At 37.9% G+C, this 13,314-nt stretch carries 17 protein-coding genes; 4 read left to right on the top strand and 13 right to left on the bottom strand.

All coding sequences use genetic code 11. From position 1 onward, the window contains the following. The 7 genes from L950_RS13645 to L950_RS35440 all read right to left on the bottom strand — a co-directional run. Nucleotides 1–270, bottom strand: a 270-nt coding sequence (locus L950_RS13645) for a DUF5675 family protein (RefSeq protein WP_021188436.1), incomplete at its 3' end; no start/stop codon positions are given. Between the two features lie 6 nt (nucleotides 271–276). Continuing rightward, nucleotides 277–909: a hypothetical protein gene (locus tag L950_RS13640; protein WP_021188435.1), complete on the bottom strand. Its 633-nt coding sequence runs from the start codon at nucleotides 907–909 to the stop codon at nucleotides 277–279. Between the two features lie 702 nt (nucleotides 910–1,611). Next, nucleotides 1,612–2,064 (bottom strand): helix-turn-helix transcriptional regulator, encoded by a 453-nt coding sequence (locus L950_RS13635; protein WP_021188434.1) that lies wholly within the window; start codon nucleotides 2,062–2,064, stop codon nucleotides 1,612–1,614. Nucleotides 2,065–2,215: 151 nt separating this feature from the next. Then, entirely contained in the window at nucleotides 2,216–2,971 is a 756-nt protein-coding gene (locus L950_RS13630) for a LytR/AlgR family response regulator transcription factor (protein ID WP_021188433.1), read from the bottom strand. Between the two features lie 6 nt (nucleotides 2,972–2,977). Beyond that, complete coding sequence (locus L950_RS13625) at nucleotides 2,978–4,036, bottom strand: hypothetical protein (RefSeq protein WP_021188432.1); 1,059 nt, start codon at nucleotides 4,034–4,036, stop codon at nucleotides 2,978–2,980. 71 nt (nucleotides 4,037–4,107) lie between these two features. After that, nucleotides 4,108–5,064 (bottom strand): hypothetical protein, encoded by a 957-nt coding sequence (locus tag L950_RS13620; RefSeq protein WP_021188431.1) that lies wholly within the window; start codon nucleotides 5,062–5,064, stop codon nucleotides 4,108–4,110. Between the two features lie 61 nt (nucleotides 5,065–5,125). Beyond that, complete coding sequence (locus L950_RS35440; protein ID WP_021188430.1) at nucleotides 5,126–5,257, bottom strand: hypothetical protein; 132 nt, start codon at nucleotides 5,255–5,257, stop codon at nucleotides 5,126–5,128. A gap of 448 nt (nucleotides 5,258–5,705) precedes the next feature. On the opposite strand from L950_RS35440, the gene L950_RS13615 reads away from it, so the two are divergent. After that, nucleotides 5,706–6,698 (top strand): AraC family transcriptional regulator, encoded by a 993-nt coding sequence (locus L950_RS13615; protein ID WP_031287292.1) that lies wholly within the window; start codon nucleotides 5,706–5,708, stop codon nucleotides 6,696–6,698. A 60-nt stretch (nucleotides 6,699–6,758) separates the two neighbouring features. Here L950_RS13615 and L950_RS13610 read toward each other — a convergent pair whose 3' ends face one another. After that, entirely contained in the window at nucleotides 6,759–7,034 is a 276-nt protein-coding gene (locus tag L950_RS13610) for a hypothetical protein (RefSeq protein WP_021188428.1), read from the bottom strand. 204 nt (nucleotides 7,035–7,238) lie between these two features. On the opposite strand from L950_RS13610, the gene L950_RS13605 reads away from it, so the two are divergent. From L950_RS13605 to L950_RS13595, 3 genes are all read left to right on the top strand, one after another. Then, on the top strand, nucleotides 7,239–7,508 hold the full coding sequence (locus L950_RS13605; protein WP_156169686.1) for a hypothetical protein: 270 nt from the start codon (nucleotides 7,239–7,241) through the stop codon (nucleotides 7,506–7,508). A 22-nt stretch (nucleotides 7,509–7,530) separates the two neighbouring features. Further along, nucleotides 7,531–8,139, top strand: a complete 609-nt coding sequence (locus tag L950_RS13600; protein WP_021188426.1) for a MauE/DoxX family redox-associated membrane protein — start codon at nucleotides 7,531–7,533, stop codon at nucleotides 8,137–8,139. Between the two features lie 119 nt (nucleotides 8,140–8,258). Continuing rightward, a complete protein-coding gene (locus L950_RS13595) occupies nucleotides 8,259–8,639 on the top strand; it encodes a hypothetical protein (protein ID WP_021188425.1) in 381 nt (126 codons plus the stop codon). A 111-nt stretch (nucleotides 8,640–8,750) separates the two neighbouring features. Here the strand turns inward: L950_RS13595 and L950_RS13590 are convergent, their stop codons facing one another. Genes L950_RS13590 through L950_RS13570 form a run of 5 tightly spaced genes read right to left on the bottom strand, consistent with a single transcriptional unit; the run spans nucleotide 8,751 to nucleotide 13,314 of the window. Further along, the gene (locus L950_RS13590; protein ID WP_031287289.1) at nucleotides 8,751–9,182 is read right to left on the bottom strand and encodes a RagB/SusD family nutrient uptake outer membrane protein; all 432 of its coding nucleotides are present in this window, start codon (nucleotides 9,180–9,182) and stop codon (nucleotides 8,751–8,753) included. After that, nucleotides 9,179–10,096: a RagB/SusD family nutrient uptake outer membrane protein gene (locus L950_RS13585; RefSeq protein WP_031287288.1), complete on the bottom strand. Its 918-nt coding sequence runs from the start codon at nucleotides 10,094–10,096 to the stop codon at nucleotides 9,179–9,181. Before L950_RS13585 ends, L950_RS13590 begins: the two co-directional genes overlap by 4 nt. 47 nt (nucleotides 10,097–10,143) lie before the next feature. Next, nucleotides 10,144–10,848 carry a hypothetical protein gene (locus L950_RS13580; RefSeq protein WP_031287287.1) on the bottom strand — a complete coding sequence of 235 codons (705 nt, stop codon included), beginning with the start codon at nucleotides 10,846–10,848 and terminating at the stop codon, nucleotides 10,144–10,146. Then, complete coding sequence (locus L950_RS13575; RefSeq protein ID WP_021188424.1) at nucleotides 10,838–12,559, bottom strand: TonB-dependent receptor; 1,722 nt, start codon at nucleotides 12,557–12,559, stop codon at nucleotides 10,838–10,840. Before L950_RS13575 ends, L950_RS13580 begins: the two co-directional genes overlap by 11 nt. Beyond that, entirely contained in the window at nucleotides 12,535–13,314 is a 780-nt protein-coding gene (locus L950_RS13570; protein WP_021188423.1) for a TonB-dependent receptor plug domain-containing protein, read from the bottom strand. Before L950_RS13570 ends, L950_RS13575 begins: the two co-directional genes overlap by 25 nt.

Genomic DNA, 13,314 nt, shown 5'->3' with positions numbered 1-13,314 from the left:
GATATAGACATAGCTATAATTCGGAATCTCTTTGATCTCGATCATACCCTGATGAAAGTCTGGAAACCGGCGTTTATACCGCGCATTCATGGCACCATAGGTATTTAAGATCAGGGAATACCTACCTGCAGGAATTGCCGTTTCACCTTTGATTTTCACATCGCGAATAGCGTCTTCCAATACATAACACACAAATTCTCCATCGATATAGAGATGAGACAGGGTACTTTGCTTCCCCTGTCTGATTCGCTGTACCAGCACATTTCCCATACCGTTTTAGCGAGCTGTTAAACTGACCACATCACACCAATCACCGATCCCCCTTCTATTACGTGCACGTACCCTTAGGTAGTAAACATAACCGGGTTTAGTAGGCGAAAAAACATTCCCATAACTCGAACTCGCCTGAAAAGTCTCTCCCCATATCGGTTGTTCAAACTGATCCAGTTCATTCGATACCTGATACTCATACAAGATCGCCTCTTTAAGAGGCTTAAATCTGATCTGCAACTGATCACGCTGTTTTCCATCAAGTAATGCCACCTCTTTGACCACAGCAGGTACCTCTACGTTTCTAGGGTCAAGCTCCAAAATCAATCCCGAGCTCAATAAGATGGAGCGGGAGCCATCGGCAACGGTATTCACATAAAAAGCAATACTCCGTAAACTTTGGACCAACGCCTTCTTGCTCTCATTCTTCTCTTCAATTTCCAAAAGACTTCCACCGCGGCTCGCTTTCTGCCATTTCAGTTTAAAATCATCAGCCTGTGTTTTCAGATCAGCTAATGGAATGGGCAAATCGGTCAAAAGTGTGTGCCCATCCAAACAGTCAAGCACCTTTCCGATCATGGTATTGAACTCATGATCGCTGATTCCTGAATAGTCCAGGATTACTTTTTTCTTTCTCATATCACTAGGTATTTTTGAGCTTTCGCTCCGTTAAAAAATTAGTTTCAGATGCACTTCCGGACGAACATCATGAAGCAAACATAGCCGTGGTGCCTGCAAGAAATGGAACTTCCGGACACTAACGGACATTAACGGACGACCGAGCGGACTTCCGGACAAACAAATTCAAAAGCTTTGTAACAAAAGTTGATTCCAGACAATAATCAAGACATATATTTGATGTAGCACATCAAAGTGGGGTACTATTTAACTTTTAGCATTCCGTACTTGGGAACAATCATCAGAAAATTTGTTAAAAGCAAATGCTCTTTTATAAGAAGGGCGCACTTCTTTAGAAAGATCGGCTACCAATCGACAAGACAGCACTTACCGTTTAATACGAAGGAATGATAATTTTAAAAACTCGAATACAGTTTGGGGATGAAGGTTCACTTTTTAAGATTGAGCAAGACAATATGGTTAACAAGTGAGCATCTTTCCACAATAAGTATCACCTTATTCACAATCAGGGGATAACTTTGCTGAAACTTAGATCGAAGTTTTAGAAATAGTGAGTGCTATTTTATAATAAGTGTTCCCTATTTTGCAACAGCTGTTTACAAATTGTGGATAAGTAATCCCTCATTCACAATTAGGGTATGTTTATTCACAATTTGTGGATAGCCGAAACAAAAGAGTGATTCAAGAAAGAATTGGGAATAGTCAATCGATTAAATTTTTTCGTGCTTTACTTGCTAATTTCCCCAAAATATGAGGCCCCATCCCTTTGGTTCTTTCAAATAGAGCTGCGACCTCCGATTTTAAAAAATAAGGCCGCCTTCCGACTTTCACGACTGGAAAAAGTAATATGCGGTTGACAGATTCGTAAAAAGTAGATCTACTAATATCAAGCACCGAACAGATCCATTCAATATCGACATAAGGAGGTATGTTTTCTTGTTGTACCTGTTGCTCCTTAAGATGAGGAGAAGCAAGACATACAAATTCATATATGTTCGACAGCACCTGAGGGGAGGTCGGGTCAGCAGGAAAACGCGCGATGGTCTCCTTCAGTAAGTATTCGTACGGAATATCGGACAGCAGGGGCTGCACCTCATATTGCATCAATTGGGCTAAAGTCTGTTGCATCTGTTCGATAAGCTTGATTTTTGACATAGCTACTGGGCATAAACAAGACCATAAACGGTTAGCGTACTTCCTGATGGGAGCACAATGAAAACTTGAAATTAATATTTAGTATTAATTTACGCAGACTGTTTCTTCAGGATCATAACATCCTGAACATCTGATAAAGATTTAAATTGCATTACAGTTTATTAGACATTTCCCATAAACTAAATTCCTGAAAAATCTTTCGGTCACCGACCGAGACCTTATTTGCCAGATACCGCATCTTAATTTCCCTGTTGAAAATATCAACGATATAATCCGTGTTAACCACAAATGAACGGTGGCATTGAATAAATCGTTCACGAGGCAACCGCTCTAATACGTAAGACATTGGTTTTCCGACAACAATCTTGACGGCATCTCCAAACCACAGAATACACTCCATACCATCGGCTTCCAAAAAAATAATTTCAGGTATCCGTACCAGCTTATGATGGTACATATTTCCCACTTTAACCAGAAAAATCTGTTCATTGGGTATAAGTATCGGGTACCTTTCATTCCAATACTGTTTTACTTTGTCGACAGCTTCTACAAAACGTAAGTATTCCAGCGGTTTTGGCAGGTAATCGGTCACATCATAATGATAGCTTGCAGCGGCATATTTATCCGTACCGGAACAGATGATCACCTGCATCCCCAGTCTGGACTTTCGGCTTGGCCGTTGCAGTTCTTTTATCTGAGCAATCAATTCTATACCTGAAAGATTAGCCATCACCATGTCCACTATCAATAAATCGATGGTGCCTGTCCTCACCTTTGTCAATCCCTTTTGTGGATCCACTGTTTCAAAAACTTTTACCAGTCCATCGGTCTTTGCGACATAGGCACTTAAAAAATCAATAGCGTGCTGGTCATCATCGATTATTCCAACTCTAATTTTCTTCAGCATAATATATCAAATTTGTTTTTTGTAGTCGATCGTAACCGTCAGTAGATAATGATCATCCAGCATCTCAATGAGAACCTCCGCCGTATCGGCATAATAATACCTTACAATAGCACGCCATCGGTCCATACCTGTTCCATCCGCTCCGATCTGCCAGTTTTTATCATGAGCGATCTTATTATATACTTTTATATGCATCCTGTACCTGCTCAGCTGTATCTCTAAGAGCGCGGAACCATCATACACCCCATGTTTCTGGCAGTTTTGCAAGAGCGATATAAGCATAAAACGTGGTACCAAGTGGCCTCCCAAACGGTCAGGATAAAGCAGATCTACCTGCTTCTCGTGGTAGATCTGGTTAAGCCGTTCGACCGCTTCCATCTCTTGATCCAAGGTAACAAACTGCAGTTTTTCATCCGACAAGCCATCTAACACATAATGAAGCAACCGATCAACATGTTGCTTTTCGGTTTGAGAAACAACTTTCCAAGCATATAACTGTTGCAGTAAGTTGCGTAACAGGTGTGCCACCTCCTCACGTACAAGAGCTCGAACCTTCCCTTGCGACGCATCGTGACGGAACATGTTATTGCGGATCTGTAACTTTTTGACAAGTAGCAACCGTTTTCCCATCCATACCAGAGCACTTATCCGCGACTCGAACAACACGAGCAGACAAGCATATAAGCTATATTTAAAAAAGAATACAGCCAGCCCCAGTCCCACCTGCAATAGAGAAATAGGGAGATGAGGTTTATAAATAGAACTTGTCCACTGTCTGGGAAGTAAAAACAGTATAGTGACCACCAGCAGGAAATACAGCATGTATAAGCAGAATATATAAAATAGTATCTTCAAACCTCGCCGAAAATATCCCGACTTATCAACCATAAAATGTCTAACAGCTAGAAAAACACCGCTGTAAGCCAAAGCAATAAAGATAAACTGCACAAAGGGTAGATCAACAAAACTAGCATGATTTACCTGATAGAATAAAAAGCTGTAGCCTATTAATAAGAAAAATATACCGTACCCAGGTAAGCGATAAACAATTCGTTTTTCGTGCATATCAAAAAGTAAGATTTAGGTTTACAGGATCGCAAGAAATTAACTTGACAAATCATTAATATACTTGTTTTTTAAAACAATTCAAAATTCAGATTTAATTCGGTTTTCATTTTCCTCATAATATGCTGGTAAAGCAAAGCATCCACAGGATAAAAAAGTCCTGTCGCCCGTTCCAATAAAAAATATTGATCTGAAATCGGATAAGGAATAAATTCGGGGTAACTATGTGGTGTATTTGTATTTTCCAACTTTATGGGGGTAGATCGGATATCATGATGCACAAATAACCAGCCTTTCCACTGCGCTGGATAACACAGCAGATCATGGTAAAATTGCAGAAAGAGGTCCTGTAAAAATACTGTTGCATCAGTAATGATCTGCATTTTGCCAAGTTTAAGCTGTATGCCTTCATCCGGTTTAACGAGTAGCCAAATAGGTACGACCGGTATTTGATGATATTGAGCCAGTGTTGCCAGTACAGAACTTAATGACCACCATCGATCTCCCAACGGAAACTGTATGCTATGTTTCAACTGTTGTCCAACGCCCATATTTCCATCTAAATATACGAGTAGTTGCAGCCCCGATTTCAGAGCATAGTTAATATGCCAGATGGCAGCCTTATCTTGCACATTAATTAAACGGATGTTTTCACTATACTGCGTTAAACTAAGTTCTTGGCTATAGTCGTCATATACCTGTTGGCTCACCAAGACATAGAGCTTCACATTTAACCGGATCAATAGATGAGGCAATAAATGGTAAGTTCCCATATGAAAAGAAAACCAGATACAGCCCTGTTGCGTTACATCGAGCTGTGAAATAATAACGTGTAATTGTCTGTTCAGATCTTCACGGTATTTTTTGGTCAAAACGAGACGCTGCAACGACTGCTGCGTTTGCATCATTTCATAACACTGTGCAGTCGTCAGTTCTGGGAACACCCCATATATATTGGTTGTATAATGTGCAATCTCACGGAATTTAAAAGCAGTACTGTCTCTGCACGAATGCGTGATTAGGTTCATAAACAAAGTATTGAAGGTTTGATAAATAGGCTGTCTATAAATAATAGACAGCCAAATAAACTTACAGCCAAATAATATCGCTTTTCTTTTCGTCGCCCAGGAAGGCCAAATAGCGTTTAATCTCCGCAAAAGGCTGACCTACTTCTTGAGGCAATTTCTTAATTTCCATAATAAGTGATTCGTCTCTTTTCATGATTTTTCATTTATAAATAGTAATACCATCAGTTATCTGGCGCCGATAACCGTTCATTTAGGGCCCTTACATTTACCCTAAAATCGCACTACTATCCAACTTGATGAAAATAATTTCCCAATACACATAACAGCTCTATTTACACGCTTTTAAAAGCCATAAAATATTTAACCTCTTAAAACCCCTACATTCACCTTATAAAAACACCTATTCAGAAATATTTTTATCAATTAAACAGGTAATTATTATTATAGACTAATTTTTCTTTTAATATCGAGAGAATAAGTAACATATAAGTCTAACCCGTAATAGTCTAGCCAGTTAACCCAGTAATCAGTAACATAGTAACAAGTAACGCAGTAAAAACCATGACACGCTTATCTAATTACTATAATCTAATTACAATGAAGTAACCAACTAACCTTCTAGCTATCTAACCACCTAATCAATGATCAAAACCTATCACTTTCCAATACCCCAAGTTGCACAATTCAGTGGACCAATGCACAACTTTCTGCCACAGCATCCCGATGCTACTACAGTTAGGCACGAAGCCGAAAACATACAGCTTATGGAGACCTATTTGGACTATCATTCAGTACTCTTATACCGTATTGAAGCATATGCTGAAGCAGACTGTATCTTGCCACTTAAAACAGAAAAATCAGATTTTCATCTGCTTTATGCTTTCAAATCCCCAAGTCAAATTATTATCAAAAACAACAAAAGCGAAGATCATATTCAGCTACCAGGTGGACATGGCACGTACGCCTATGTACCAAAAGGAAAATTTTCCGTCCACCTTCAGTACGGTCATTATCTTGTCTATGGTTTATTAATTGATGTAGGTTTTATTCGAGCTAACATCTTTCCCTCACATAGCTTTCTCTATGAATTTAGAACCGCACGATTACGGGATAAAAAGAAATTATTCCAGACCCCGATCTGGCCTATCAAAGAAAAAACGAGTTATCAGATCCAGCGATTAGAAGAGATTTTTTTTCATTACCATTCCGGTCATGAAGCCGAGATAATCAAAATGCTCTATATCCTATTTGACATTGCTAAGTTCAAACAATTTACAAGTTATGAATGGCTTGATCCAAATGAAGATCTTGCTAAACGTGTACGAGGCGCTATACAAGACCTCGTTAGTCAAGAATTTAGCAATCTATCACTAAGTGGATTATCTGAAAAATTCAGTATCGGACACAAACGGCTAATTGCTGTACACAAAGAGTATTTCAAACAGACTCTGCAACAGTACCTGCACGAGCTTATTATTATCAAAGCGAAAGAAAAGTTAGCCCTGTACACTGTAGGTGAAACAGCCACTTATTGTGGCTATAGCGAGGTAAGCAGTTTTTCCGATTTTTTCTTCAAGAGGGTGGGCATACGACCGAGCGCTTATCAGCAACAAATATTGACAGAAAAAAAATAAAGTAAGCAAAAGAGCCAATTACGATCAATAATTGGCTCTTTTGCAGCTTTTAAAATTGAGCTACCACTTCACAGTTACACCTTTAAAGTTAAAGGGTATTCCGCTGGCACCTCTGCCGATCAGCCTTAAACTTAATAAGCTGATATCGGGTACTTTTTCTTTTATCTCATCAAATATAACTATGAAACCATAATTGATATCCTTAACAGCATGCGCAATATGCAACGTTCCTGTCGGTTCATTTAGTGGACCAGCGTTATAGCTTTTGTATAGATTACCCTTTGGATCGACAAGGTCCTGATCTGAAAATTGGATCACCTGATCGCCATCTCCCAAATATTTTACTACGGAAAGTCCAACCCTGTCTAACTACTCAATACTAACAATCTAACTACTATGAACTAACCTTCTAACAACTTATCAGTAACGAAGTGACAAGTAAACAAGTGACGGTCATTTCTAACCAAATAATCTTCTAACCCCTTAACCTTTACAAGAAAAATTCCGAAATCAGAATACGTCAATCGCCGAAATAGAATTTTGAGATACGCTCTACCTTTGAGTAAAGATGTAAACAAAAACAAAGTGGTCATGAAAATTCTAATCAAACGATATAACCCATACATAATTGTAGCCATTGGACTGATATATTTGGTTATTTCAACCGTTAGTATCAATCGTTTCTCACAAGAGGTATTAAAAAATCAAGCTCACGATATGCGTGAAGCAGTTGTGGATTTACTGAAAACACCACAGTGGTATTATATAGAAAATAGCACCGTACCAAATCACAAACAAGGAAGCTGTTAAGCGAAAATAAAAATAAGGAAACATGAACAACAAGGTAAAAAATATCATCGGTAAGAGCATCAGTATTTTCTTGATCATCTTTTGGTTGTTTGTTGGTTTGGAGAAAGCATGGAGCTGGCAGAACTTTAGGATTTCCTTGCAGCAGCAACCATTGCCTGACTGGTCGATAGGCATTATATTTTGGCTGGTACCACTGCTAGAAATACTCACCGGTATCTTGCTGGCTTTTCGAAGTAACAAAATGCAGCGGTTAGGTTATTGGGGTTCTATTTTACTTCTATCGGCTTTTACCATCTTTATCGGTCTGGGCGTAGCTGGAGTTTATGAAAAGCGTCCATGTACCTGTTCGTCCATCTTTAATGAAATGTCCTGGGAGTGGCATCTGGTTGTAAACATTGTCTTATTGAGCATATCTATATTCGGGTTGTTAATACTTCGTCCTGCTTTATTATCCCCAGGTGATAGCGAGGGATACAGCAAAAGCGTGCGGTTGTTTTTCATGTATCTAGTCCTAATCTCAATCGGCACAGTACAGAGCAGACCATTCGGGGTGAAAACAAATGCATTTGTGATGGCCCAGAAAATGAACACCTTCCCCAGTAGTCAGGTGTATCAATTTAAAGTATTTTGACACCAATTAAAACCGCCAAAATCATATACCGACAGAGGCAACAATTATGAATTACAATTTTTAACATAACTTTTTTTTACCGTGTTTTTTTTCCACCACGTGAAATAAAAACCTGACCCATGAACTTAAAAAACATATTCAAAAAATATGCGCTGGCTATGGTAGCTGTCGCAACGATAACAACATTTTCTGCTTTTAAAGTAAGCGGTGTAAATACAGGAAAACTATTTAGTCCCACTTTATACTTTCATGGAGATCCTACGATTGCATCAGAAGTGGAAGATGAATCTCTTTGGACCACAACTCCAAATGGAGAGAATTGTAATAACACACAAGAAGCAGCTTGTTCGCTAGAAGTAGATGCCTCAGACTTAAATGGCAATACTTTAGATGCTATGAAAGTTCAAATTAAAGCTAATAAAGTTGGAAGCGGTTTCATTCCAAGTGAAGAGCCTAGTTCAAATGCTACGCAATTTAATCCTATTAATAGAACATTATAGGGAATAAAGGTCTCCCCTGTTTATCAATAATTGATTGCCACAGTAAAATGGTAGATTACAAATTGATAAACGATAGACGGCTCGTCAAATTGAGCCGTCTATTATTACTTCTTATCTTGGGTTTTGCTCAACACCAGCCAACCGAATAATATCCTCTGGCAAAGGTATAGCGAAACGATTATCATTTGGTTTTAGTTCCACCTTACCATCCGCACCTTCTCTGATCAAACTGATCATTCTTCCCTCTAGGTTGAGTCTTTTAATATCCATCCATCTCAACCCTCTAAATAATAGTTCCTTTCTCCTTTCGAGCAAAATTAAATCCAGTAAATTCGAGATATTAGTTTCAGAAAGGGGCATAAAACTAGTTGATTTATAACGTTTGCTCAAAAGTAAATTAATGTCCGCTAACGCTTCAGCTATCTTCCCTTCTCTAGCCAAACACTCAGCCCTGACCAAATACATTTCATCAGTCGCGATACCGCCAAACAAATTATTAGAACCCGTATATTGCCCTTTAAAATTTATGATCGAATTCGTCATTTTAAAAAATACAACTTCCTTAAATCGTTAACATCGTATGTACGATACAAAAGCGTATCCACACTTGAATAAGCAGCTGTTAACGTTGATGATCCGAGTTGCATATAAAAGGTCGTCTCCTTATTGAATATGGTGAAAGGATAATTAGCTGAAGGTTTTACTAAAGTCGCGTCGTTATAATCCATTAATTCATTCTTACTTTCCAAATAAGCATTGGCATAGACTAAAGCCTCCTTATATTCCCTCATGGAGAGATAAGTTCGTGCAAGTAAACCATAAGCTGCTACTTTACTTGGACGCATCATGTGACTTGCTTCGGATGGAAGTAAATCTACTGCAGACTTTAAGTCAGTGAGAATACGTGCATAGCATTGGTCAACTGACGAACGGGTAGATTTAACATTAAAATCGGAGGATTCGCGCAATACAATTCCGAGATCCGACTTTGCTGTTTGCGCATCAAAACTTTTTGAGTAATTCCACAATAAACTAAGATAAGCCGCAGATCGGAATAATAAAGCCGAACCTTTTACCCTATCCCAGTTTATTGCATTCTCTTTAATTCGCTGAATTTTATCTAACTTTTCTAAAACCAAATTGGCATTATAAACAGCAGTGTACATCGTTGACCAATCATTCGGGAAACCATATTTTGACTCCTGCCATAGATACTGCTCTTTTTGTTCTGTGGGTAGCGTTTTTAAATTTTCAATCGGGATAAACGCATTATCAGATGAACTTTCACCACTGCCACAATAATTTAAATTCATATTCTTGGAATAATCCAACAGTCCTTGTAAATCTTCCAAACTATTTGGCACCACCAATCTATTATTTGACTGTACATCTAAATACTTATTGCAGGATTGCAATATAAATTGGCATAATAATAGCATTAAAACAACCTTTTTCATATTTTAATAATTTAATTGTACTCCCAAAGAAAACACTTTAGGAGGGGTCAAACGATAGGCAAACTCCGGGTCAATCTTTTGCTTGTTACTTCTCCACAAAATTCCGAGGTTAGACAGATTTCCGTAAAATTTAATACTTGAACTGGTTCCTTTAAGCTTAAAGGTCTTTGCCAAGAGATATTAATATACTCCAGCCGGACATGATCACCCTTCAATACATGAATTTCAGATTGCGTATAAAATGAATCTCCCGAGGACACTAATGGATAATGCATTTTTGGTGTATTCGTATTACTTTCATCCCCTTCTTTTTGCCATCTACTTTCAAAATCAGGATATGCATTTCCACTTTGAAACAAGGTAAAATAGGATGTAGCAGGTTTTAAGAAATAATAGTCGCCTTTGAAACTCATATTAAATCCAAAAGAAAACGCTCTCCAGGAGAAGTTATTAATCAAGTTGCCAAAAAACTGTGGTTTTGCAGACCCATAAAAATTAATGCTTCCATCACTTGTTGATTCTTCAATAGAGGCAGCCCTTATCTTAGAATAATCAGTACTTTTTTCTCCATTTATATATCCCTGTGCCAAACCTTGCTCATTCAATCCCGCCCATCGATATGCAGCAACGGCATTAAGCGGTTTTCCAACTAAGGGCGTTATTTTATTTCCATTTCCTACATAGCCAGCACCACTCTGATTTTGAGGCTGATAATATGCAGTAGTCTTATTTGAATTTGTACTAAGATTCAATCGCGTATCCCATTTTACAACTGCGAGCGTGTTTTTGACTGATACTAAAGTCCACCCCTCGTCCCTCCATCGCTCCGACGTTCTTGATAATAGAACTATTTACACCCCATGCAGTATAGTCATATTCCATAGAACCATATAGATCTTTACCTTTTTTAAGGTAATAGTCTATCGAACCCATGATACGTCCTTTGAAGAGATTGTAATCCAAACCAACGTTAAATGTACCCACCTTCTCCCATCGTAGCGATGGATCGTTGAGTTTCGAAATATTCAAAACTTTAAATTTAGTGAAAGAATCCGTTAATATATTGGCAACAGGTTCTGGTGTCTTTGAAACATCGACATTGCCACTATACCCATATGTCGCTCTTAGTTTTAATTGATCTATCCATTTACTATTTAAGAATTTTTCCTTACCTAAATCCCAAAATGTGCCAATGGACCATAAAGGAGACCATTTGTCATTTGTTGTTGTTCCAAAGATATTCGCTCCATCTTGCCTGAAAGAGGCTGAAAGCGCATATTTATCTTTCCAAATATTTGACAAATTCACAAATGTAGAAACATAACGATTAATGGTTTTAGAAAAATCGGGAACTCCTACAATACTCTGATTCAGATCATCAGGACTTGTTCTGAAAAGCGTTACATAATCTATGGCTGCATAAGCCAACGGAATTTCATTATATCCATAAGCTGTAAAAGAATTACCTTTTACCATATTTTCTCTTATTTCAACTCCCGCAATCCCGACCAGATGATGCAAACCAAAACGTTTATCGAGATTTGCTTGTCCACGAACAGTATAAGATTGACCATCATTTTGTGAATTTTTCAATATTCCAGACTGAGGAACTGGATTAGTCACCCTACCATTAGCATCGATTTGCGTATATTTATTGATTATAGATCTTGCTTCATAACTATTTAGGGTACTAAGTACCTCCTGTCTCACAGACTGAATTTGATATTGACCAGATAAACTTAGTTTCAAAAATGGCTTCAATTGGTAAGCAAGTCCAAAAGTAGCAAACAGCTCAGTCAACTTTGAAACAGTGTTGCTATACTTATATTCCGATAATGGATAGTAAGACCAATCTAAATAGCCCGTATTATATTTTTGATCGAGATATAATTTTCTATAATTCTTCTCAAATGGAAGTTCCGCTCCCACTTCATCCAAAAATTGAAGATAAGGAACAGTTTTACCTGCATATGTCAAAGATGTATAATCAGGCTTACCATTTTTGTTATTTGTACTGGTATAATTTACCCCAAAATCAATCTGCAACTTATCCGCTGGCTTAAAGCTATTTGAAAACATTAAGTTCAATTTCCTGTTGCGCTCATCCAAGTGCGATTGATCTGTGGTATATCCAGTCGCAAATCCATAGGCATGCTTTTGTCCTCCTCCCGAAATATTCATACTGTATTGTTGGGCAAAAGGATTTTCGTAAAAAGCGTCCGCATAATTCTTAAGTCCATTTTGTTGTAAAAGCTTATTCGTGAGGTTACTCGAATCAAGAGATGTGATTAAAGCTTTTTTACGCTTATCTAGGATATCAATAACTGGAGTCATGGCTACATAACCAATACTGTTCAGATAGACATTATAATATCCCTTATCATACAACATCTTTTCAATATCAATAAAGTCTTTGTTTGACAGTTTATAAATCTGTGTCAGATCAGGTTTTTGCTTAAACAAAAAGTACTATTAAAAGAAATTCTAGCACGTTGATGGTCTTGAAGACTTCCTTTTTTAGTAGTCAATACAATCACTCCATTACCAGCTCTCGCCCCCCATATAGCCGCAGCTGCTGCATCTTTCAATATCGATACCGATTCAATAGCATTTGGATCAATATTTGAAATATTTCCCTCATAAATAAAACCATCCAAAACAATCAAAGGATCCAGTTGACCATTAATGGTACTTAATCCCCTAATGGATACATTTAATTTTTGCAAAACAGGATTTTGTATAGGTTGATTATCAAATCGAATGGCTGGCACCATATTATTCAGTCTTCCCATAATATTTGTTCCGGTCTGTTGATTCAACATTTCTTGTGAAACCACATCAATAGCACCAGTTACTTCATTCGCTTTCAATGTTTGGTAGCCCGTATTAACATCGACCATATCTAGATACTTTTCAGATTGTATCATATTCAATACAGTATTACCCTCAAAGTATTGGACTGAAACTGTCATACTCGAATAACCAATACCAGATATCAATAGAGAGTCATTATTAACTAAACCCGTAAGTGTGAATCTCCCATTCTGATCCGTTTTACCAACCGATTTCCGTAATTTAGAACGAATGGTTATATCCGGAATCGACACTTTTGTGACCGCATCCTGTATTACGCCACGCACAACTATATTCTTTTCCACCTGAGCCTGGCCCAGATAGAAGCCTACACTAAAAAGCAGTGTGAAAAACAATACTTTCAT

Source organism: Sphingobacterium sp. IITKGP-BTPF85 (assembly GCF_001006065.1).
In the GTDB taxonomy this organism is placed as follows: domain Bacteria; phylum Bacteroidota; class Bacteroidia; order Sphingobacteriales; family Sphingobacteriaceae; genus Sphingobacterium; species Sphingobacterium anhuiense.
The sequence above is the reverse complement of the archived record's forward strand: the minus strand, read 5'-3'. Positions and strand labels throughout refer to the sequence as shown.